Source organism: Sutcliffiella horikoshii (assembly GCF_044809035.1).
GTDB classification, from domain to species: Bacteria; Bacillota; Bacilli; order Bacillales; family Bacillaceae_I; genus Sutcliffiella_A; species Sutcliffiella_A horikoshii_G.
This window is the reverse complement of the sequence record NZ_CP085237.1, coordinates 2,675,766-2,699,692: the sequence shown is the minus strand read 5'-3', so window position 1 is coordinate 2,699,692 and position 23,927 is coordinate 2,675,766. Positions and strand designations below refer to the sequence as shown.

At 40.5% G+C, this 23,927-nt stretch carries 19 protein-coding genes; 17 read left to right on the top strand and 2 right to left on the bottom strand.

Features of this window, described 5'->3' with window-relative positions; all coding sequences use genetic code 11:
* The first annotated feature begins 62 nt into the window (after positions 1 to 62).
* The 8 genes from yqiS to LG307_RS14055 all read left to right on the top strand — a co-directional run bounded on the left by yqiS (position 63) and on the right by LG307_RS14055 (position 9,654).
* Positions 63 to 962 carry a phosphate butyryltransferase gene (gene yqiS, locus LG307_RS14090; protein WP_404443072.1) on the top strand — a complete coding sequence of 300 codons (900 nt, stop codon included), beginning with the start codon at positions 63 to 65 and terminating at the stop codon, positions 960 to 962.
* Between the two features lie 50 nt (positions 963 to 1,012).
* Positions 1,013 to 2,116 (top strand): branched-chain amino acid dehydrogenase, encoded by a 1,104-nt coding sequence (gene bcd, locus LG307_RS14085; protein WP_404443069.1) that lies wholly within the window; start codon positions 1,013 to 1,015, stop codon positions 2,114 to 2,116.
* A gap of 76 nt (positions 2,117 to 2,192) precedes the next feature.
* Entirely contained in the window at positions 2,193 to 3,320 is a 1,128-nt protein-coding gene (buk, locus tag LG307_RS14080; protein WP_404443067.1) for a butyrate kinase, read from the top strand.
* A gap of 16 nt (positions 3,321 to 3,336) precedes the next feature.
* On the top strand, positions 3,337 to 4,761 hold the full coding sequence (gene lpdA, locus LG307_RS14075; protein ID WP_404443064.1) for a dihydrolipoyl dehydrogenase: 1,425 nt from the start codon (positions 3,337 to 3,339) through the stop codon (positions 4,759 to 4,761).
* 60 nt (positions 4,762 to 4,821) lie between these two features.
* Positions 4,822 to 5,814: a thiamine pyrophosphate-dependent dehydrogenase E1 component subunit alpha gene (locus tag LG307_RS14070; protein ID WP_404443061.1), complete on the top strand. Its 993-nt coding sequence runs from the start codon at positions 4,822 to 4,824 to the stop codon at positions 5,812 to 5,814.
* Between the two features lie 12 nt (positions 5,815 to 5,826).
* Positions 5,827 to 6,810, top strand: coding sequence for an alpha-ketoacid dehydrogenase subunit beta (locus LG307_RS14065; RefSeq protein WP_064098284.1), 984 nt, complete (start codon positions 5,827 to 5,829; stop codon positions 6,808 to 6,810).
* Between the two features lie 221 nt (positions 6,811 to 7,031).
* Positions 7,032 to 8,372, top strand: a complete 1,341-nt coding sequence (locus tag LG307_RS14060) for a dihydrolipoamide acetyltransferase family protein (RefSeq protein ID WP_404443058.1) — start codon at positions 7,032 to 7,034, stop codon at positions 8,370 to 8,372.
* Positions 8,373 to 8,685: 313 nt separating this feature from the next.
* Positions 8,686 to 9,654: an NAD(P)-dependent alcohol dehydrogenase gene (locus tag LG307_RS14055; RefSeq protein WP_404443055.1), complete on the top strand. Its 969-nt coding sequence runs from the start codon at positions 8,686 to 8,688 to the stop codon at positions 9,652 to 9,654.
* A 66-nt stretch (positions 9,655 to 9,720) separates the two neighbouring features.
* On the opposite strand, the gene LG307_RS14050 is transcribed toward LG307_RS14055, so the two are convergent.
* Positions 9,721 to 10,149 carry a hypothetical protein gene (locus LG307_RS14050; protein WP_404443053.1) on the bottom strand — a complete coding sequence of 143 codons (429 nt, stop codon included), beginning with the start codon at positions 10,147 to 10,149 and terminating at the stop codon, positions 9,721 to 9,723.
* A 199-nt stretch (positions 10,150 to 10,348) separates the two neighbouring features.
* On the opposite strand from LG307_RS14050, the gene LG307_RS14045 reads away from it, so the two are divergent.
* The 9 genes from LG307_RS14045 to LG307_RS14005 all read left to right on the top strand — a co-directional run bounded on the left by LG307_RS14045 (position 10,349) and on the right by LG307_RS14005 (position 23,460).
* Positions 10,349 to 12,214: a methylmalonyl-CoA mutase family protein gene (locus tag LG307_RS14045; RefSeq protein WP_404443050.1), complete on the top strand. Its 1,866-nt coding sequence runs from the start codon at positions 10,349 to 10,351 to the stop codon at positions 12,212 to 12,214.
* Positions 12,204 to 14,384, top strand: a complete 2,181-nt coding sequence (scpA, locus tag LG307_RS14040; RefSeq protein ID WP_404443047.1) for a methylmalonyl-CoA mutase — start codon at positions 12,204 to 12,206, stop codon at positions 14,382 to 14,384. The genes LG307_RS14045 and scpA overlap by 11 nt, the downstream gene beginning before the upstream one ends.
* A complete protein-coding gene (gene meaB, locus LG307_RS14035) occupies positions 14,377 to 15,402 on the top strand; it encodes a methylmalonyl Co-A mutase-associated GTPase MeaB (RefSeq protein ID WP_404443045.1) in 1,026 nt (341 codons plus the stop codon). Before scpA ends, meaB begins: the two co-directional genes overlap by 8 nt.
* 412 nt (positions 15,403 to 15,814) lie before the next feature.
* On the top strand, positions 15,815 to 18,040 hold the full coding sequence (locus LG307_RS14030) for a restriction endonuclease (protein WP_404443042.1): 2,226 nt from the start codon (positions 15,815 to 15,817) through the stop codon (positions 18,038 to 18,040).
* A gap of 259 nt (positions 18,041 to 18,299) precedes the next feature.
* Entirely contained in the window at positions 18,300 to 18,503 is a 204-nt protein-coding gene (locus LG307_RS14025) for a hypothetical protein (RefSeq protein ID WP_404443039.1), read from the top strand.
* A 317-nt stretch (positions 18,504 to 18,820) separates the two neighbouring features.
* Complete coding sequence (locus LG307_RS14020; protein WP_010194943.1) at positions 18,821 to 19,258, top strand: BrxA/BrxB family bacilliredoxin; 438 nt, start codon at positions 18,821 to 18,823, stop codon at positions 19,256 to 19,258.
* Positions 19,259 to 19,396: 138 nt separating this feature from the next.
* A complete protein-coding gene (locus LG307_RS14015; RefSeq protein ID WP_404443036.1) occupies positions 19,397 to 20,911 on the top strand; it encodes a glycosyl hydrolase family 18 protein in 1,515 nt (504 codons plus the stop codon).
* A gap of 332 nt (positions 20,912 to 21,243) precedes the next feature.
* Positions 21,244 to 22,794: an alpha-amylase gene (gene amyS / locus LG307_RS14010; RefSeq protein ID WP_404443035.1), complete on the top strand. Its 1,551-nt coding sequence runs from the start codon at positions 21,244 to 21,246 to the stop codon at positions 22,792 to 22,794.
* 27 nt (positions 22,795 to 22,821) lie between these two features.
* Positions 22,822 to 23,460, top strand: a complete 639-nt coding sequence (locus tag LG307_RS14005) for a hypothetical protein (RefSeq protein ID WP_404443032.1) — start codon at positions 22,822 to 22,824, stop codon at positions 23,458 to 23,460.
* Between the two features lie 187 nt (positions 23,461 to 23,647).
* Here the strand turns inward: LG307_RS14005 and LG307_RS14000 are convergent, their stop codons facing one another.
* Positions 23,648 to 23,863 carry a DUF1672 family protein gene (locus LG307_RS14000; protein ID WP_404443030.1) on the bottom strand — a complete coding sequence of 72 codons (216 nt, stop codon included), beginning with the start codon at positions 23,861 to 23,863 and terminating at the stop codon, positions 23,648 to 23,650.
* Positions 23,864 to 23,927: the final 64 nt, after the last annotated feature.

Here is a 23,927-nt window from a genome sequence, read left to right as displayed (position 1 = left end):
AAAATGAAGTTGGCACGCTTCTTGCATAGATAATATTGGAGTAGAAAGGAAGGGTTGAGAAAATGAAACTAGAGGAACTTATCACCAAAGCAACCCAACTCACTTCTAAAGTAGTAGCAATTGCAGCTGCCGAAGATGAAGAAGTGATCGAAGCGGTTTCTCATGCCTTAGACAAACAGTTGGCTTCCTTTATTCTGTTTGGGCATGAGGAGAAAATACTAACATTATTGAAAGCACATAATGTGGACACATCACATCCAGCACTGAAAATAGTGTCCGCCGATGGTGCTAAAAAGGCATCAGAACTTGCAGTGAAAGCTGTATCAAGCGGCGATGCGGATGTATTGATGAAAGGAAATGTCCCGACAGCAACTATTCTAAAAGAAGTGTTGAATAAAGAATATGGCTTGCGTACAGGGAATGTCTTATCGCATGTTGCCGCATTTGAAGTGCCAGGCTATGAACAATTAATCTTTGTAACAGATGCAGCAATGAATGTGGCACCTGACCTTCAACAAAAGGTGCAGATTGTTCAAAACTCTGTTCAAGTTGCAAGAGCATTAGGGATTGAACTTCCGAAAGTGGCTCCACTGGCGGCTGTGGAAGTTGTAAACCCAGCAATGCAAGCAACAGTTGATGCAGCCTTACTTACACAAATGAATAATAGAGGTCAAATCAAGGACTGCATCATTGATGGCCCACTAGCATTGGACAATGCCGTTTCAGCACTTGCTGCTGAACACAAAGGAATCCAAAGCGATGTGGCAGGACAAGCAGACATCCTGTTTGTTCCAACCATTGAAGCAGGGAATGTTCTATATAAATCTTTGATTTACTTTGCAAAAGCAAAAGTCGGAGCAATCATTGCCGGCGCTAAAGCACCAATCGTATTAACATCCAGAGCTGACTCCGCGGAGAGTAAACTAAACTCACTAGCACTTGCAGTTTGTTCTGTTAAATAAATCAAATTCTTAAACTAAAATCATTTACTATCTTGGGGAGGAATTTTATCATGGAAATTTTCAAATATATGGAGACTTACGACTACGAGCAATTGGTGATCTGCCAAGACAAACAATCAGGATTAAAAGCAATTATTGCGATACATGATACAACACTTGGGCCAGCACTTGGCGGTACACGCATGTGGACTTACGCAAACGAAGGTGCAGCAATTGAGGATGCACTTCGCCTTGCAAAAGGAATGACATACAAAAACGCTGCAGCTGGATTAAACCTAGGCGGTGGTAAAACAGTTATCATCGGTGACCCTCGTACTGACAAAAACGAAGAAATGTTCCGCGCTTTCGGCCGTTACATCCAAGGATTGAACGGACGTTACATCACAGCAGAAGATGTTGGAACAACAGTTGCTGACATGGACTTAATCTATGAAGAAACAGACTATGTAACTGGCGTATCACCTGCTTTCGGATCTTCTGGTAACCCATCTCCTGTAACAGCATTTGGGGTGTACCGCGGAATGAAAGCTGCAGCGAAAGAAGCATTCGGAACTGATTCATTAGAAGGTAAAGTTGTCGCAGTCCAAGGTGTAGGTAACGTAGCATACAATCTTTGCCGTCACCTTCACGAAGAAGGGGCGCAGCTTATCGTAACCGATATTAATAAAGAAGCAGTAAACCGTGCAGTGGAAGAGTTCGGTGCAAGAGCAGTAGATATCAATGACATCTATGGTGTTGAATGCGACATTTATGCTCCATGTGCACTTGGCGCGACAATCAACGACGAAACAATTCCTCAATTAAAAGCAAAAGTAATTGCCGGTGCAGCTAATAACCAATTGCTTGATACAAAGCACGGCGATATCATCCATGAAATGGGCATCGTATATGCACCTGACTATGTAATCAATGCAGGTGGGGTTATTAACGTAGCGGATGAACTTTACGGTTACAACCGTGAGCGTGCAATGAAAAAAGTAGAAGGAATTTACGACAACATTGAGAGAGTTATTGAAATTGCAAAACGTGACGGTATCCCAACTTACCGTGCAGCAGATCGTCTTGCTGAAGAGCGTATTGAAAGAATGAAAAATTCTCGCAGTCAATTTTTACAAAACGGACATCATATTTTAAGCCGTCGTAACGGACGCTAATATATAACTAAATTAAGTTTCTCAGAAGGGGCAAACGCGGTGAACCTAATAGTCACTCGTTTGCCGTCCGTCTGAAATGGAGGTTTCAACAGTGTTAGAAAAGGAATATCGCATACTTGTCATCAACCCAGGATCTACATCAACGAAAATCGGCGTATTTGATAATGAACGCTCTGTTTTTGAGAAAACATTACGTCACGATAGCGAAACGATTAATTCCTTTGCAAGTATCTTTGATCAATATGAATTCAGAAAGACCACCATTCTTGAAACATTGGATCAAGAAGGAATCAATATTTCCAAGCTTAGCGCAGTGTGTGGCCGCGGTGGACTTCTTCGTCCAATTGAAGGCGGAACATACGCAGTTAACAAAGAAATGCTACATGATTTAAAGATTGGCTTTGCAGGTCAGCACGCATCCAATTTAGGTGGAATCATCGCGTATGAGATAGCAACTGGCCTAAATATCCCGTCCTTTATCGTCGATCCCGTTGTTGTGGATGAACTTTCTGACATCGCACGTATCACAGGTTTCTCTTTAATTGAGCGCAAAAGTATCTTCCATGCTCTGAACCAAAAAGCAGTTGCACGCAGAGTGGCAAAGGAACTTGGTAAAAAGTATGAAGATTTAAACCTTATCGTAACCCACATGGGTGGTGGGATTACTGTAGGTACGCATATTGGCGGTCGGGTTGTCGATGTGAATAACGGGCTTCATGGAGACGGCCCATTCAGCCCAGAACGTGCCGGGACGGTTCCAGCTGGTGATCTTGTTTCATTATGTTTCTCTGGTGACTATTACCGTGATGAAATCATGAAAAAGCTAGTAGGACAAGGTGGACTTGTAGGATACCTTGGCACAAATGATGCAGTTAAAGTGGAACAAATGATAGAAGCAGGTGATGAAAAAGCCGCTTTAGTATTTGATGCAATGGCATATCAAGTTGCAAAAGAGATCGGATCTGCAAGTGCTGTTCTGGCAGGGAAAGTAGATGCGATCATTTTGACTGGCGGACTTGCTTATGGAAAAGGATTTGTCAAACAGATATCCGAGCGAATCAGCTGGATTGCAGATGTCATTGTACATCCGGGCGAGAACGAATTGCAGGCTCTAACAGAAGGTGCATTGCGCGTTTTACGTGGTGAAGAACAAGCAAAAGAATATCCAGGAACGGTCGTAGATACAAAAGTAGTACAGAGCTAGAAGGGAGCAAGGAATAATGGCACAAGAATATGATTTAGTCATCCTAGGTGGCGGAACAGGCGGGTATGTCGCGGCTATTCGTGCATCTCAACTTGGCTTAAAAACAGCAGTAGTAGAAAAGAAGAAAATTGGCGGAACTTGCCTGCATGCAGGTTGTATCCCAAGTAAAGCGTTACTTCGCAGTGCAGAAGTATTTGCTCAAACCAAGAACAGTGAAGAGTTCGGCGTAATCTCAGGTGAAGTGAAGCTGGACTTTTTCAAAGTGCAAGAGCGTAAACAAAAAATTATCGACCAGCTTCATGGCGGCGTACAGCACCTGATGAAGCAAGGGAAAATCGATGTATTTTACGGAACTGGCCGAATCTTAGGGCCTTCTATCTTCTCTCCGATGCCAGGGACAATCTCCGTTGAGTTTGAAAATGGTGACGAAAACGAGATGTTAATCCCGAAAAACGTAATCGTTGCAACAGGTTCTCGTCCACGTTCACTTCCTGGACTTGAAATTGACGGCGCGCAAGTCATGACCTCTGATGAAGCATTAATACTCGAGGAACTTCCAAAATCCATCATCATTGTAGGTGGAGGCGTAATCGGTATCGAGTGGGCATCCATGTTAGATGATTTCGGAGTAGAAGTAACTGTTCTTGAGTATGCTGATCGCGTATTGCCTACAGAAGATAAGGAAGTTTCCAAAGAAATGCAACGTCTCTTGAAAAAGCGTGGCATCAAAGTGGTGACAAGTGCGAAGGTATTACCAGAGACTCTTGAAAAAGCAGATGGATCTGTAACGATCAAAGCCGAGCATAAAGGGGAAGAGAAATCCTTTACTGCTGAAAAAATGCTTGTATCTGTTGGGCGCCAAGCTAACGTGGAAGGTATTGGCATTGAGAACACAGACATTCAAGTAGAGAAAGGGTTCATTACAACCAATGACCGTTTCCAAACAAAAGAGTCCCACATTTACGCAATCGGTGATGTAATTGGCGGCTTGCAGCTTGCACACGTTGCTTCTCATGAAGGAATCGTAGCTGTGGAGCATATTGCAAACGAAAATCCTGCTCCAATCGATTATTCCATGATTTCTAAGTGTGTCTACTCGAGCCCTGAAGTGGCATCTGTTGGTTACACGGAAGAAGAAGCAAAAGAAAAAGGATTTGAAATAAAAACAGGTAAGTTCTCTTTCCGTGCAATCGGAAAAGCGCTTGTTTACGGAGAGTCTGACGGTTTTGTAAAACTTGTTGTCAACAAAGAAAACGATGACATACTAGGTGTCCACATGATCGGGCCGCACGTTACGGACATGATATCAGAAGCTGGCCTAGCGCGCGTCCTTGACGCAACTCCGTGGGAAATCGGACACACTATTCACCCGCATCCATCCCTATCCGAAGCAATCGGTGAAGCTGCTCTTGCAGTGGATGGGAAAGCAATACATTCTTAAGAAAATGATATGGGAGCTAAGTTACGCTCCCTACTCTCTACATATAGGAGGTAAACTTAAATGGCAGAAAATCGTCACCAAGCTCTAGGGCTTACAGATGAAAACGTACTAGAAATGTTTGAAACAATGTTATTAGCGCGCCGCATTGACGAGCGCATGTGGTTACTAAACCGTGCTGGGAAAATCCCATTCGTTATCTCTTGCCAAGGTCAAGAAGCAGCTCAAGTAGGAGCAGCATTCGCATTAGACCGTGAAAAAGACTACGTGTTACCATACTACCGCGACATGGGAGTTGTTCTTACTTTCGGTATGACAGCAAAGGAATTAATGCTTTCCGGTTTCGCAAAAGCGGAAGATCCAAACTCTGGCGGACGCCAGATGCCTGGTCACTTTGGTCAAAAGAAGAACCGTATCGTAACAGGTTCCTCACCTGTAACAACACAAGTACCACACGCAGTTGGAGTGGCACTCGGTGGCCGTTTAGAAGGAAAAGACCTTTGTACTTTTGTAACGTTTGGTGAAGGTTCTTCCAACCAAGGGGACTTCCATGAAGGCGCTAACTATGCAGCGGTTCACAAGCTACCTGTTATCTTCATGTGCGAAAACAACAAATATGCAATTTCTGTTCCTTACGAAAAACAAGTGGCATGTGAAAAAATCTCAGACCGTGCAATCGGATACGGAATGCCTGGTATTACAGTAGATGGAAACGACCCACTTGAAGTATATGCGGCAGTTAAAGAAGCAGCAGATCGCGGTCGCCGTGGAGATGGCCCGACTCTTGTAGAAGCAATCTCTTACCGTTTGACTCCTCACTCCAGTGACGATGATGACCGTGCATACCGTGAGCGTGACGAAGTGGATGCAGCAAAAGCGAAAGATCCAATCATCAGCTTTGCAGCTTACTTGAAAGAAGCAGGCGTTCTAACAGATGAAAAAGAAAAAGAAATCAACGATAAAATTGCAAAAGAAGTAAACGACGCAACAGAATACGCAGAAAATGCTCCATATGCAGATGCTGAATCCGCAATGAAGCATGTCTACGCAGAGTAAGGGGGAACTATCATGGCAGTTATTTCTTATATAGATGCAGTAACAATGGCCATCCGTGAAGAGATGGAACGTGATTCTAAAGTATTTGTACTTGGGGAAGACGTTGGAAGAAAAGGTGGAGTATTCAAAGCGACTACGGGCCTATATGATCAATTCGGTGAAGATAAAGTTATCGACACACCTCTTGCAGAATCAGCAATCGCAGGTGTAGCAATCGGTGCAGCAATGTATGGCATGCGTCCAATTGCAGAAATGCAATTCGCTGACTTCATCATGCCTGCAGTCAACCAAATCATTTCAGAAGCGGCGAAGATCCGTTATCGTTCCAACAACGACTGGACTTGTCCGCTAGTTGTTCGCGCGCCATATGGCGGGGGAGTTCACGGTGCACTTTACCACTCCCAATCCGTAGAAGCAGTATTCGCAAACCAACCTGGTTTAAAAATTGTGATGCCTTCCACTCCTTATGATGTGAAAGGATTATTGAAAGCGGCAATCCGTGATGAAGATCCAGTTCTATTCTTCGAGCATAAACGTGCATACCGCCTGATCAAAGGAGAAGTACCTACAGATGATTACGTACTGCCAATCGGTAAAGCAGACGTAAAACGCGAAGGCGAAGACATCACGGTTATCACGTACGGTCTATGCGTACATTTTGCACTGCAAGCGGCAGAGCGTCTTGCACAAGACGGAATTTCGGCACACATCCTGGATTTACGTACGGTTTACCCGCTTGATAAGGAAGCAATCATGGAAGCTGCTTCTAAAACAGGAAAAGTACTTCTACTTACAGAAGATACAAAAGAAGGAAGCATCATGAGTGAAGTATCTGCCATCATTGCAGAAAACTGCTTATTCGACCTTGATGCACCAATCATGCGCCTTGCTGGACCAGATGTACCTGCAATGCCATATGCACCGACTATGGAAAAATACTTCATGGTTAACCCGGACAAAGTAGAAAAAGCAATGCGTGAGCTAGCTCAATACTAAAATCTGATTTTTAAGTGGAAGAGTGAATGAATGGTAATGTTGATTTTCCTTGCAGTTGATCGTAGTGGAAGGAGCTTGACTCCTGCGGGAGGAAGGGACATGGGAGACCCCGCAAGGCGTAGCCTGAGGAGGCTCCCGGACCGCCCGCGGAAAGCAAGCTCCTGGAATGGAGATCAACTGCAAAGTTCAACAGAGCCCACCGATTAAAGGAGGTTCTCATCATGGCAGTAGAAAAAATTACAATGCCACAGCTTGGAGAAAGCGTAACTGAAGGAACAATCAGCCGCTGGATCGTTAGCGTTGGCGACAAAGTAAACAAATACGACCCGTTAGCAGAGGTCATGACAGATAAAGTTAACGCAGAAATCCCATCTTCTTTTACAGGAACAATCAAAGAACTTGTAGCAGAAGATGGTGACACACTAGCAGTAGGAGAAATCATCTGCTATATCGAAACAGAAGGTGGCGGAGCAGCTGAAGCAACTGCTGACGCACCGAAAGAAGAAAGTGCACCAGCAGCTGCATCCGCAGCGAAATCCGAAGCTTCATCAACACCAGCTGTACAAGAAGATGCAGACGCACCAAACAAACGTCGCTACTCTCCAGCAGTACTTCGTCTTGCACAAGAAAACAATGTAGATCTTGAGCAAGTAAAAGGAAGTGGAGCAGGCGGACGTATTACAAGAAAAGACATCCAAGCGGTGATCGATTCCGGTAACATCCCGACTGCAGATTCCAAGCCGGCAGCAACTCAAACTCCAGCAGCGGAAGCTCCGAAAGCTGCACCAGCGGCTCCATCTGCACCGGCAGCAGCAAGTGCACCAAAGGCTGCTCAACCAGTAAACGTACCAGTGGAAGCAGGCGACATCGAAATCCCTGTAACAGGCGTTCGTAAAGCGATCGCTGCCAACATGCTGCGCAGCAAGCACGAAGCACCACATGCTTGGACCATGATTGAAGTGGACGCTACAAACCTTGTAGAATACCGCAACTCCCTGAAGAGCGAATTCAAGAAAAAAGAAGGCTACAACCTTACTTTCTTCGCATTCTTCGTAAAAGCTGTTGCGCAAGCATTGAAAGAATTCCCGCAAATCAACTCTATGTGGGCTGGCGACAAAATCGTCCAGAAGAAAGACATCAACATCTCCATCGCCGTTGCAACTGACGACGCACTTTATGTGCCGGTTATCCGCAATGCTGATGAAAAAACAATCAAAGGTATCGCGCGTGAAATCACAGAACTTGCCAATAAAGTTCGCGCTGGTAAATTAACATCCGCAGAAATGCAAGGTGGAACATTTACTGTCAACAACACTGGTTCATTCGGTTCTGTGCAATCGCAAGGTATCATCAATTACCCACAAGCGGCAATCCTACAAGTGGAATCCATCGTGAAACGTCCAGTAGTAATGGACCACGGCATGATCGCTGTTCGTGATATGGTGAACCTATGTATGTCTCTTGATCACCGAGTACTTGATGGTCTTGTATGCGGACGCTTCCTAGCTCGCGTCAAAGAAATCATCGAGAAAATGTCTAAAGAGAATACGTCGATTTATTAATAGTTTGGAACCGACGACCGATAAAGTCTTCCTTGAGTGGAAGGCTTTGTCGGTTTTTTTGCTTTCGCCCGATTATTCGTGAAAATCGCCCGTAAAATCAAAATATCGCCCGATTGCCGTCCATTTTCGCCAGTAAATTTTAAAAATCGCCCGTTTTTCCGAATTATCGCCCGAAAGACCTCTTGAATCGCCCGAAAAGCTTTTTGGACGCCATATGGACCGGGAGATTTTTCACAGGCTGACTTATTTTCCTGTGAATCAACATACAATGATTGCAGGCAAATAAAAAACTCTGATCCAAGGGAGGCAGCACATGAAAGCTGTTGTGTATACCAAATATGGTCCACCAGAAGTACTTCAATTGAAAGAGGTCGATAAACCTGTTCCAAAAGATAATGAAATACTAGTTAAAATAGTGGCGACAGCGGTAAATGCAGCAGACTGGCGATTGCGAAAAGCGGAGCCGGTTGCTGTTAAATTGTTCTTTGGGCTGACTCGTCCCAAAAAGACCATTCTCGGAGGTGTCCTCTCAGGAATAGTGGAATCTGTAGGCAGTGATGTTAAACGATTTAAAGCAGGGGACCAAGTCTTTGGATCTACAGGAATGAATTTCGGTGCTTATGCAGAGTACTTGTGTCTGCCAGAAAACGGAGTTATCGCACTAAAACCACACAATTTAAGCTATGTTGAGGCGGCAACTGTTCCCTTCGGCGGGCACACTGCCATTCATTTTCTAAGAAAAGCAAACATACAATCACGGCAAAAAATTCTCATCTATGGGGCATCAGGTGCGGTCGGTACAGCAGCCATTCAATTGGCCAAATTATACGGTGCCGAGGTTACAGGGGTATGCAGCACAGCCAATGTAGAAATGGTGAAGTCTTTAGGAGCAGACAAAGTAATTGATTATACAAAAGAAGAGATTGCTGGAGAAAATTATGATGTCATTTTTGATACGGTTGGGAAAATACCTTATGAAGCAGTCAAGAAGACACTTAAGAAAAAAGGAACTTGGATCCTCGGTGGAGCAGGAGTTACTCAGATGGTGCAGGGATATTGGAGCGGAGTGACACGGGGCTATAAAATAATTTCTGGTCTTGCATTGGAAAACGAAGACGATATTAGATTTTTAAAAGAACTGATTGAAAAGGGCAAGTATAAAGCAGTTGTCGATAAAAGCTATCCGATGGAACAATTATCAGTTGCTCACAGCTATGTGGAAAAGGGACATAAGAAAGGGAATGTTGGGGTTGTTATAGACGAAACTTTAGAATCGTTATAAGTAAATAATAAGAGTGTATGAAATCGATATGTTTTCATACACTCTAATTTTTCGCAGTTAATATGTTTATTTGTTTGTTAAGAACGTCCTATCCAACTCTTGCATTTTATCATAAGCATACAGCAGATGATCAGGCACAACGGTCCTTCCAAACACCCACGCATTCTTCTCAATTTGCCGCATCAAGATGACTTTTTCATCTTCTCCGCCATACATCAATATCCTTAAATCATGTTTGTTCTTTTTAAAATCCAGGTAATAGCCGACTTCATGAAAGAGTATGAGCTTCACAAAGTTTTCATCTGTCTCTCTGATTTTATTGTTGATCTTCGCTTTGTATCCATTAATCTGTAAATAATTGAATTTGATCGTATTAGTAGATATGTTAAAGCTCATTGGTGCTTTTAAGTTATTGTCAAATTCAAAGTTGATGTCAAGGTTGAGTTCTTCTAGCGTTTCTTTAATTATGTTTTCAATATGCCATATGTATAACATCTCTACAAATCACTACCTTTTTAAGAAACTATCATTTATATAGTAAGTATAGTTTTTCTTTATAAGGAATACCACTGAAAAATAAGCACCTCTATTGCTTTCTTTATTTGCCGTGCTCACATAACTATATTAAAATAAATATATGAACTTTTTAAAAATTTAAATTTGTAAGCGATTACGTAATTGAGGGGACGAGGGGATGAAGATGAGTAGATTGAAAGAGATGAAAAACAATAGTTTCCCGAAAGTGACTATGGACGATTGGGTGAATGCGGCGGAAAAGGCGTTAAAGGGGAAGCCTGTTTCCAAGCTAAACACCGCTACATATGAAGGCATTACGCGTAAACCGGTTTATACAGAAGATGATAAAAATAACCATACTTCCAAACAATTAATAGATAAGTCTGATTGGAAAGTCAGTCAGCAATTATATGCATCTACTTCATTTGAGGAAATGAATGCTCAACTGAAACAGGAACTAGAAAGTGGTTTGCAATCTATTTATTTTTCCACTTACCCATCTATGGAGTCACATGCTTTATTGATAAAAAATCAAACAGACCTTAAGGCTTTACTAAAAGATATTTCATTAAACGACGTAGCTCTCCAAATACATGCTGGAGCAAGTGCCACAACATTCATCAATGCGTTGATTGATAGCGGGATGGAAACGAAGAACTTGCAAGGAATCATTGGAGCAGATCCTGTGGGCGAGTTAGCAGCAACAGGTAAACTGAAACAGCCATTGGAGCAGTATTATGACGAGATGAAATCCAATATAGAGTGGAAAGAAAACAATGCTCCGCACCTTAAAACTGTGTGGGTACAATCCAATGCCTATCACAACGGGGGAGCAAATGCCGTGCAGGAGCTCGCAGTTGTGATGGCAACGGCGGTTGAATATTTGCAGGCACTACTCAATAGAGGATTATCCATTGATGAAGCTTCCCAGGAAATAGCATTTACTTTTCCGGTTGGAAGTGACTTTTTCATGGAGCTTAGCAAGTTGAGAGCGGCAAGAGTGTTATGGGCAAATATCGTGGAGGCTTATGGCGGAGATGAAAAAGCACAAAAGATGACAGTGCATGCCACAACTTCCATGTTGACAAAGTCTAATCTTGATCCGTATGTCAATATGCTCCGTTCAACAACAGAGGCGTTCTCAGCTGCCATAGGTGGAGCAGACAGCATCCATGTAGACAGCTATCAGCAAGGTGCTGATGCTTTCTCTCGAAGAATTGCCCGAAATACCCACTACATCTTAAAAGAAGAGAGCTTTTTAAATAAAGTCGTCGATCCAGCAGCAGGCTCTTACTACGTTGAAAAGCTGACAAATCAATTGGCTGATGAGGCATGGAAGCTGTTTCAGGGGCTGGACAAGCTTGGCGGCATCGTAGAAGCTCTGAGAACGAATTTCCTCCAGGACAGCCTTGATGAGGTGAAAGAAAAGCGACTTAAGGACGTCCAAAGCAGGAGAAAAGTGTTGGTCGGTACCAATATGTATGCAAATCTTCAAGAGGAGCTAAAGTGGCAAATAGGCACAAAACGTGTAGACGATAATGAATATGCTCCGATAAAAGTACAGGCCATTCAACCCTTAAGATTATCTGAAGTCTTTGAGATCTTGCGTTACCAAGCAAAAGTTTATCAAGAAAAACAGGGGACATCTCCGAAAATCACCTTGATTAATCTTGGTTTATTACCATCACACAAGCCTCGGACAGACTTTGCATCAGGCTTTTTCCAGGTAGGAGGTCTGCAACCTATAGTTAGTCCAAGCTTTGAAGAGGCGAAAGAAATAGTGAAATGGGTGTCAGATCAAAACATAACGGGGTTTGTATGCATTTGCGGAAGTGATGACACTTATGAAGAGTTGTTAAATGCAGCGGTTATGGCTGTCAATTCGCCTATTCGAAAAATATTAGTTGCTGGCTTTCCTGAAGCAGCTCGTCAAAAAGAGTTGCAGGGAATAGGGGTTAGTGATTTTATCCATATGCGCTCCAATTGTTATGAGCAATTAGAAAAGATACATCAAGAAATGGGGTTGACCGACTATGAAGCCTGATTTTTCAACCAAAACTCTGAATAAAACTGCTACATCCACTCAAACAGTGCCACTAACAAACGAAACGGTGGAAGAACTATTTTATGAAACAAATGAACAGATTAAATTGAAGGCTAATTACACTCATGCTGACTTGGATGGAGCCGATCACTTGGAAACTCTTCCTGGTATTGCCCCGTATTTACGTGGACCTTACCCGACGATGTATGTTAACCGTCCATGGACGATCCGTCAATATGCCGGTTTTTCTACTGCAGAAGAGAGCAATGCATTTTATAGAAGAAATCTGGAAATGGGGCAAAAGGGGCTGTCGGTTGCATTTGACCTTGCGACACACCGTGGCTATGATTCCGATCATCCCAGAGTAGAAGGGGATGTTGGAAAAGCAGGTGTGGCCATTGATTCCATTCTTGATATGAAGGTATTATTTGATGGAATTCCATTGGATAAGATGTCCGTATCGATGACGATGAATGGGGCGGTTCTGCCAATTATGGCTTTTTATATCGTTACGGCTGAGGAACAAGGGGTAAGTCCAGATAAACTTTCTGGTACGATACAGAATGATATTTTAAAAGAATATATGGTTCGTAATACGTATATTTATCCGCCAGAAATGTCCATGCGAATTATAGGGGATATTTTCGCTTACACGTCCCAGCATATGCCGAAGTTCAATAGCATCAGTATTTCCGGGTATCATATGCAAGAAGCAGGAGCACCGGCAGATATTGAGCTTGCCTATACGCTTGCAGACGGTTTGGAGTATGTGAGAACGGGACTTGAAGCTGGCATTGATATAGATAAATTTGCGCCAAGACTTTCGTTCTTCTGGGCAATTGGCATGAACTTCTTCATGGAAGTCGCAAAAATGCGTGCCGCTCGATTTATTTGGGCGAAGATGATGAAGGAATTTTTACCACAAAATCCAAAATCCATGGCTTTAAGGACCCACTCTCAAACTTCGGGTTGGAGCTTGACTGAACAAGATCCATTCAATAATGTGACGCGTACTTGCATTGAGGCACTAGCGGCTGCAAATGGACATACGCAATCCTTACACACTAACGCATTGGATGAAGCCATTGCACTACCAACAGACTTTTCCGCCCGTATTGCCCGTAATACGCAATTGTATTTGCAGGAGGAAACGGAAATAACCAAAGTCATCGACCCTTGGGCTGGTTCGTATTATGTGGAATCCTTGACGAAGCAATTGATTGATAAAGCTTGGGCACATATTGAAGAAATTGAAGAGCTTGGAGGTATGGCAAAAGCTATTGAAACAGGCTTGCCGAAAATGCGGATTGAAGAAGCATCTGCACGCCGTCAAGCAAAGATCGATTCCGGTAAAGAAGCAATTATTGGCGTTAACAAATACCGTTTGGAAAAAGAAGATATGGCTATTGATGTTCTTGATATTGATAATGCCGAGGTTCGTAAAAAACAGATCCTCCGTTTGCAGGAGCTTCGTGAAAACAGAGATGAAACGGAAGTTGTTTCTGCTCTAGAAGCACTGACAGATGCCGCTCGTACAGGGAAAGGCAATCTATTGGAGCTAGCCGTGGACGCTGCCCGTGCGCGTGCAAGCCTGGGTGAGATTTCAGATGCTATTGAACAGGTAGCAAATCGTCATCGTGCTGTTATCCGTTCCATCAGCGGCGTGTACAGCAGTGAATTCTCCAATGAGGAGGAGATGAGGGCCGTGAAGGATAAAATTGAGGAATTCCTCGAGCTCGAAGGAAGAAGACCGAGGATTATGATTGCGAAAATGGGCCAAGATGGGCATGACAGAGGGGCAAAAGTTATTTCAACCGCGTTCGCCGATCTTGGATTTGATGTGGATATCGGACCTCTTTTCCAGACACCTGCAGAAACAGCGCTGCAAGCAGTTGAAAATGATGTGCATGTTATCGGAATCAGCTCCCTTGCTGCCGGACATAAAACACTTCTTCCGCAACTCGTGGAAGAGCTGAAAAAATTGAACCGTGAAGATATTATCGTTGTAATTGGTGGGGTAATCCCGGCGCAGGATTATGAATTCCTATATAGGAAAGGCGCTTCTGCTATTTTCGGACCTGGAACGGTCATACCGCGTGCAGCGGAAAAGGTTCTAGAGGAAATCTACGATCGCCTTGGCTATGAGGAAGTGGAAGAGACGCATGACTAAAGAGCGCAATCCTCGAAAAAAGGTGCTAAAAAAGGAAGAGCGGAGTACAGCGGATATCATTTCAGGTATCCATGCAGGAGTCCGCTCCGACCTCGCCCAAGCAATAACCCTTGTGGAAAGCAATGCAACACGTCATTTTCATAAAAGCCAAGAGATCATACAAGAGATCATGCCTTCGACTGGTCGCTCTGTCCGCATCGGCATTAGCGGTGTGCCGGGTGCCGGTAAGAGTACATTTATAGAAGCGTTTGGATTGTATTTATGCGAGCAAGGCCATAAAGTGGCTGTGCTTGCAGTCGATCCGAGCAGCTCCAAGACAGGTGGTAGTATCCTAGCGGACAAAACGAGGATGGAGCAACTCGCAAGGCATCCGCAAGCCTTCATCCGTCCATCTCCTTCTAGTGGCACGCTAGGTGGAGTTCACCGGAAAACGCGTGAAAGCATTCTTTTATGTGAAGCAGCAGGCTATGATGTGATTTTAGTGGAGACTGTTGGCGTCGGACAGAGCGAAGCCATTGTCCGAGACATGGTGGATTTCTTTTTGCTGCTTGTTTTAACTGGTGCCGGGGATGAGCTTCAAGGCATGAAAAAGGGCATTATGGAGCTTGTTGATGCGATTGTGGTGAATAAAGCGGATGGAGATAATAAAAAAAGAGCAGAAAAAACCGCTCATGAATACAAACAAATCCTTCATTTCTTGCAGCCTGCAACAGAAGGATGGGAGACGAAGGCATTTACTTGTTCAGCTATGAATAATGTGAATGTGGATGAGACGTGGAAGATTGTTCAGGAGTTTTTAAAAGAGACGAAGAAATCAGGGGTTCTTAGTGAACGCAGGAATGCACAAAAGAAGACTTGGTTCTATACATCGTTAAAGGATCAGATAGAGCGGATGTTTTTTGAGGATGAAAAGGTGAAAAAGCTGTTGCCGTTATTAGATAAGCAGATTGTGGAAAATGAAGTTTCGGTTTCGATGGCGGTGGAGAGGTTGATGGAAGGATATATTGGAGTGAAATAGAAGAACACGACTCAAAATCGTGTTCCTCCTGGAGTGGCGGTTCGCTCCCCTACCACCGGTATCATTTATTATTAGAAAACCAAGAAACTCAATTCTTTGAATTAATCATGGCATTGGCGTTTTTGTATTTCCCCTGTTAAAGAGCAAAAAGCTATTCGTGTGGATATCAAGTTGCGATTAAGAAGTACCTTTGAGACCAATTTATCTTTTCAATGAAGTAATATTGTCAATGCAGTTTTGTTGATGAGTTTATATAATTAAGAATCTAAGTTGTGCTCATGGGAAAATGAAAATAAGGAAAATTATTGAAAACTTAGAATTACCTTTAGTCTTTGTATCGATTAAAATATAAGAAGAGACTCTTTAGATAAATACTTGTTTAGTTAAATCAGGAATGGAAGGAGTAAGTCTTTTGGGGAATTACGATTTATCTGTATTATCGCCTGATGAATTTGAAATAATGTGCAAAGATTTACTTGAGGTAGAGAGAAATATAAAGTTAGAAAATTTTAAAACTGGCAAAGATGGGGGAATAGACTTAAGGTATTCAAAGAATAAAAAGGAAAATATCATTATTCAATGCAAGAGATATAATAATTTTCAAAGTTTAAAAGTTAATCTTCAAAAAGAAGTAAGCAAAGTAAGAAAACTTAATCCGAAAAAATACATAATTATGACTTCTGCGGGCTTGAGTCCAGGAAATAAGGAATATATCCAAGATTTATTTCAAGGATATATAATTAAAACATCAGATATTATTGGTGGAGATGAAATAAAAAGTTTATTAGGAAATCATAAACAGGTAGAAAGAAAGCACTATAAATTGTGGCTTTCAAGTACTAATACTTTACAATCCATTGTTAATAATAATATATTAAATCGCTCTGAATTTACTGAGCAGCAAATAAAAAATAAAATTAGAGTTTATGTTCAAAATGAAAGTTTTTCAAAGGCACAACAAATGTTAAAAGAGGAAGGCTTTCTAATTTTATCAGGTAGTCCTGGAGTAGGAAAAACAACTTTAGCCGAAATTTTAAGTTATAGCTACATTGCAAGTGGATATAATTTTATTGAAATATCAGAGGATATAGATGAGGGAGAGAAGGTTTTTATTGAGAGTGAAAAACAAATTTTTTATTATGATGATTTTCTTGGGAGAAATTTTTTAGAAAGAAACTTATCAAAAAATGAGGATAGGAGATTACTAAATTTCATAAACAAGGTCGTTTTGTCACCAAACAAAATTTTTATAATGACCACCAGAGAATATATACTTAGACAAGCACAATTAAAGCATGATCTTTTAAAAGATAAAAGATTTGATTTCAATAAGTACATTATTAATGTAGAAAATTATAATAAATTTATCAGAGCAAAAATTCTATATAACCATGTTTACTTTTCTGAAGTTCCTCCATCATATGTTAGGATATTAGTAGAAGGGAAGGCGTATCAAAAAATTATTCAACACAAAAATTATAATCCCAGAATTATTAATTTAATGACTAACAAAATGATTATTGAAGATATTTCAGAAGAAAATTATCCAAAAGAGTTTATAAATAAATTGGATTATCCAAATGAAATTTGGGAACATGTCTTTGAAAATCAGATTGAGGAAGCATCACAGAATATATTACTTTTGTTAATGGTAATGGGAACAAAGGTTGATTTGTTGCAGTTGGAAAATAATTTTAATAATTTTAATATTTTATTAAACAATAAATTTAATAATAGGGCTTTTAAAAATGGTATTAGAGAATTAGAAAAAACATTTATTAGAATATATAAAGAAAGTATCACCAATACCTATATTGTTACTTTCCAGAACCCCTCAATACAAGATTTTCTTTTAAAGTATAGTTCAAAGGATAACTCTATTATTGAAATGATCTGGAATACAACATTATACCTTGAGCCCTTGTTGAAAACTTTTTCAGGCTATGAGATTCAGGGGAAAATAAAGATTCCAGCTATTTTAAAAACACGACTTGTAAAAATTTTAGTAAGGAGATTTGATGAGTATGAAGATTGTGGAAACAACAATTTAAAGCTATCTCAATTAAGAATCATATCAGATGTTTTCAATATTAATGAATATGAAGAACTAAAAACTATACTTACAACTGTAATAAAAGAAATTACAAGCCCATACTTAGGGAACGTGACAGATTACCTTTTCCTTATTAATAAGTTCAAAAATATACTATTTACCGAAATAGACTATAAAGAATGTTTATTTAGTATAATAGATAACTCTCAACTATTTAGTGATCTAGAACATATCATATTTATTAAAAATAATTTTTCTGAAATATATAATGAAATATTGAATGAAATAAATTTAGGGAAAATAATTGACTTGATTTGGGAAGATACCGAAAGTGATTTTGAAAATTGCGATGTTGGAGAATTAGAATCAGTATTGAATACCTTTGAAGAAGTAGGGTCTACATTGGATATTGATACCTCTGATTATATTTCCAGATTAGAAGCGTTTATAAGTGAAGTGCCTGAACCTGATTATGAGGATATGGAAGAATATTACATGGACGACTATAGGGAACGGTTTTATGAGGGCAGAGAAGATGAAGAAATTGAAGCCTTATTTGATACTTTGTTAGAAAAAATAGATTAGGATTGCTTTATTGACTTTATTGATTCATGTTTTAAAATAAGTAATGTAAGGTATTTCTTTAATCGTATGGACAATATCAAGGCAATCATTGATTGGTTTTTTTTGAATTTGCTGATATATCAACGGTGTGGCGGAATTGAAAGACACGCACGACTCAAAATAGTGTTCCTCCTGGAGTCGGTTCGCCTCGACCACCTGTATCATCATTTAACTAAACCCGCTTTTCTGCGGTATAACAAGGATTGTGAGTTTAGTTTTTATGACTGGACACGCAATCCTTATTATTTTGGTCGTGTCTTATAATCGTGCGAGTAAAAATATTGCACTACCACCTCTATTAACCTTAAAGGAGTTTAGAGAAATAGAAAAAAGAAGAACCATTATTGAGGAGTTACAAGAGGAAGAACAAACATTATTAGTTAGTGGCGATGAGGACTGTCAGATATACCAAAAATATGTTTAACTTTAAAGACTTGAGAAAAGAATGTCAAATATAAATATTAATAATTGTAGTTCATTTTTTATTATTTTCACACAAATTTTATACATCACTCTTTCAAAAGCTTAATAATTGAATAGTTATGAATTCAAATTCGATTCTGTATAGTCACAAAAAAAGGAAAGTGAGCATATCACTTTCCTTCATCTAGGGAGTATAGGGGTATGGATATCTAGATGTTATTGATATAATACCCGCCAAAATAGAAAATAAACCTTTTTTGTTTTTTTATTTGAAAAAAGTTGGTATGATAGAGATAGTTTAAGAAGAGGTGATACAACATGAATATCGATTTTAATATGTTTATGAATGATGTTGTTCGTACTGCCAGAGAAGAAATGGATAATGCTGGCTATGAGCAACTTAGAACGGTAGAAGATGTGGAAGAAGCATTTGCTCGTAAAGGGACGACACTTGTAATGGTGAACTCTGTTTGCGGTTGTGCCGGCGGAATCGCGCGTCCAGCTGCAACGCATGCGGTGCATTATGACAAACGTCCAACACATTTAGTTACTGTGTTTGCAGGTCAAGATAAAGAAGCGACGGAGAAAGCGCGTGAATATTTCGAAGGCTACCCGCCATCCTCTCCATCTTTTGCTTTATTAAAAGACGGCAAGATTGTAACGATGGTAGAAAGACACGAAATCGAAGGCCATGCGCCAATGTCTGTTATCACAAAGCTACAAGGGTATTTCGAAGAGCATTGTGAAGAGCTATAAGATTTAAGAAAATGTCGATTCCGAATATGGGATCGGCATTTTTTTGTTGCGCAGAAAGCTAATATTTACCGCTACATCCTCCACCCATAGCATATTACAATAATAGATAGGCAGGTTAATAGGAGGAAGTAACAGAACATGCAGCTTAGACGGAAACTTACGTTATATTTATTGGCTATACTGGTTCTTGTGAGCGCTGTAGCTATATATTTAATGAATTCTACAAAGTCGGTCCCTACTAATACCTCTTCAGAAAAGAAACCGGAAGTCGTGGAAGAGTTAACTGACAATCCACCTGAAATTATTAGATTCAGCCATGCTTCAAATGAGAAGGAAGAAGCTGTAGTAAGTGGGGCTGTAGAACTTCAATTAGAAGCAAAAGATGACAACTCAATCAGTAAAGTTGAATTTTATTCAAGTAATGGGGACTACTTAATTGGTGAAAAGACAGATGCGCCATTCACTATTAATTGGTCCACAGATCCTTGGGTGGAAAATGGGGAGCAGATACTAAAAGTCGTTGTGTATGATAGCGCCGGACAAAAGGCGGAAGCAACGAAAAAGGTAATGGTAGAAAATAAAGAAGAATCGGAAGCGGACTACAAAATGGTCGGTTATTATGCCGGGTGGGCCAGCTATTCCGGTTTCCAGGTTACCGATATTGATGCTAGTAAACTGACACATATCAACTATGCGTTTGCTAATATTTCAGACGATGGAGAAATTATTGTGGGTGATCCAGGAAGCGACTATGAAAATTTCAAGCAGCTGCAACAACTAAAGAAGAAGCACCCTCATCTGAAAACAATGATTTCTGTGGGAGGTTGGACTTGGTCAAAGAACTTTTCTGATGCAGCAGCTTCTGAAGATTCTAGAACCAATTTTGCAGAAAGTGTTCGACGCTTTATTTTAGAAAATGGATTTGATGGGGTGGATCTGGATTGGGAGTACCCGGTGAGTGGGGGACATCCTGATAATGTAAACCGGCCAGAGGATAAGCGAAATTACACACTTTTACTTAAAAAGATCAGGGGAATCTTGAACGACCAAGAAATGAAGGATGGCAAGGAGTATTTGCTTACAATTGCAGCGGGAGCGAGTGAGTCACATGCTGCAAACATGGAATTATCAGAGCTGCATCAATTTGTGGATTATATTCAGTTAATGACCTATGACATCAATGGGGAATGGGATGAATTGACCGGTTTGAATGCGCCATTGTATAAAGATCCTAATAGTACGTTCAGTTGGCAGTGGAGTGTACAAGATGGCATACAAACCTATAAGGAAAGTGGTGTGCCTGCAAATAAGCTTGTAATGGGATTTCCTTTTTATGGTAGGGTGTTCCGTGGTGCAGACCCTGCTAACAACGGATTATACCAGCCGTTCGATGGAGGTACATCGTTTAGCTATGCAAAGCTTGATTCCGATTATATTAATAAAAATGGCTTTGAACGTTACTGGTTAGAAGATACAGAGGTACCGATTCTTTATAATGGCAAAACCTTCATCAGTTATGATGATGAAGAATCGATTACGAAGAAAACTGAATTCCTGAAGGTCAATGCACTTGGTGGAGCGATGATGTGGGAATTAAGTCAGGATCCTGATAGAGTATTATTGGAAACAATATATACAGAATTAAACAGATGAAAATTAGCATGAAAGCCAGTAACTAATAGCTAGTTCCAAGAAGCGCTCCTTAGGGGCGTTTCTTTATAAGTCACTGTGAGTATGTGCTTACTATAATCTAAAGTAAAAAAATATAGGAATTTAGATTCATTATTTTCAGAATAAAAAGAAAACGTTTGCGCGGAAGAAAATCCTCGTGTTAATATAAATTTGAAATATACAACTTAGACAAAGATGCCAACGTTTGCACAAAAAAAGATAAAGTGTTGGGAGATGGAGATGATAGTAACTAAAAATCTATTTTTTTATCTTTAAATGAAAGCGCTTGCACAAATTGTGGGGAGGGGTATTAGATGAGACCGAAGAAACGTTTTATAAGTGTAATATTAATCCTAATTTTATCGTTAGCAGCACTGTTGCCGTACACAACTGAACCAGCGCAAGCCCATCATAATGGCACAAATGGCACCATGATGCAGTATTTTGAGTGGTATTTGCCAAATGATGGGAATCATTGGAATAGGTTAAGGGATGACGCTGCTAATTTAAAGAGTAAAGGTATAACTGCTGTATGGATTCCGCCTGCATGGAAGGGGACTTCCCAGAATGACGTTGGATATGGAGCCTATGATTTATATGATTTGGGTGAGTTTAATCAAAAAGGAACCATTCGTACTAAATATGGTACTCGCAGCCAGTTGCAGTCGGCTGTGACATCTTTAAAGAATAATGGCATTCAGGTATATGGAGATGTCGTTATGAACCATAAAGGTGGAGCAGATGGTACGGAAACAGTAAATGCGGTGGAAGTGAATCGGAGCAACCGAAACCAGGAAACATCAGGAGAGTATGCAATTCAAGCATGGACAAAATTTGATTTTCCTGGCAGGGGAAATACCCATTCCAGCTTTAAGTGGCGCTGGTATCATTTTGATGGGACAGATTGGGATCAGTCTCGCCAGCTGCAAAACAGGATATATAAATTCAGGGGAACAGGCAAGGCTTGGGACTGGGAAGTCGATACAGAGAATGGAAACTATGACTATCTAATGTATGCAGATGTTGATATGGATCACCCGGAAGTAATTACTGAACTTAGAAACTGGGGAGTTTGGTATACCAATACACTGAACCTTGATGGATTTAGAATTGATGCTGTGAAACATATTAAATATAGCTTTACTAGGGATTGGCTAACACATGTGCGCAACACCACAGGTAAACCGATGTTTGCAGTCGCGGAGTTTTGGAAAAATGACTTAGGTGCAATTGAGAATTATTTGAATAAAACAAGTTGGAATCACTCGGTGTTTGATGTTCCTCTACATTATAATTTGTACAATGCATCTAATGGTGGTGGATATTATGACATGAGGAATATTTTAAATGGTTCTGTTGTGCAAAAACACCCGACTCATGCTGTCACATTTGTTGATAATCATGATTCTCAGCCCGGAGAAGCATTGGAATCCTTTGTCCAATCTTGGTTTAAACCACTGGCATATGCATTGGTTCTCACAAGGGAGCAAGGTTATCCTTCTGTATTTTATGGTGATTACTACGGAATTCCGACTCATGGTGTTCCAGCTATGAGATCAAAAATAGACCCTCTTCTTCAGGCACGTCAAACTTATGCCTATGGAACGCAACATGATTACTTTGATCATCATGATATTATCGGGTGGACAAGAGAGGGAAATAGTTCGCATCCAAATTCAGGACTTGCGACTATTATGTCAGATGGTCCAGGAGGTAACAAATGGATGTATGTCGGAAAAAATAAAGCTGGACAAGTCTGGAGAGATATTACTGGAAATAGGACTGGTACCGTCACGATTAATGCAGATGGTTGGGGTGACTTCTCTGTTAATGGAGGGTCTGTTTCAGTTTGGGTGAAGCAATAAAGATAGAATGAGAGACGGGGGATATATTTGAAAATATCGTTGCTCCATGCAGAGCTTACTGATCAATCATATAACCTGTATAAATTAGAGGCCTATGCGAGGGTGCATAGCGCAATAGTGAACGAAGAACTGCTGATAAACTATTCCATAGGTAAGAACAATATATCTATCCCTTATTCAAAAGTAACAGCAATTGATAATTATGAAGTGGTTAAGTTCATGACATTTTTAGAAAAACAGTCTGGACTGTCCTCAGAAGGTATTTCTTTTCGTTTAAGCTCTTCATCTTCTATGACGGATATTTATTATATTGGTGGAAGACATGGAGAAATCATCATGGAAGAAACTAAAATTAAGCATCATCAATTATACCTACATCATGACAACCTTACCGGAGCGATTATAATTAAGTCTTCGTCAAGGAATAAAAAGGTTCGGTTTGTTTGTTTTAATGGAAGTCACTACATTTCGACAGAAGCTATATTCAGAGAAGGTATAGCATATAGTGAGAATGAAGTTTGGGAATATAGCGTTGTTCTTTCGGAAGAAAGCTTAAACCAAGACTGGTCCTTCTATGTTGAACTATTGGAATCCAATGCTTCTTCCAGAGATGATAATTTTACTCGCTATTATAAGTTATGGGAGCAAATCCCTCGGTCAATGTAGAATGTTTCACTGTAAAAGTTATTGATTTTTAGTGGTACAAGAACTGGGTGATTGGTACTCGGTTCTTGCTACTTATATTAACTTAGGTGTACCGTCTAGAAAACTAAAAATACACGTTGTATGCTACACTTCGTCAATACCAAGTCAACAGAGTTCCTCATATAACTGCAAGTCCGTGACAACACTGCTAAGTATAAAAGTGAGGTTCTCTTAGAGACTCAACATATACACTGGCACCATCATTGGCACCTACCCTATTATGTACGATCACTTCTGTCTTGTATTTTTCGAGGAAGAATTTCTCCACAGCCTTCGTAATTTCTTCTTTATTTTCCTTGGCTATCTTGTCGGTTTTTTCTCCATTTTTAAGAGTGTAACCTTCACCTAATGTAATCCTGTACACGGACTAATCTATCATCAGAATTTTAATTTTCAGCGTTTGTTGTTTCGTTTTGTTCATTTCCTTC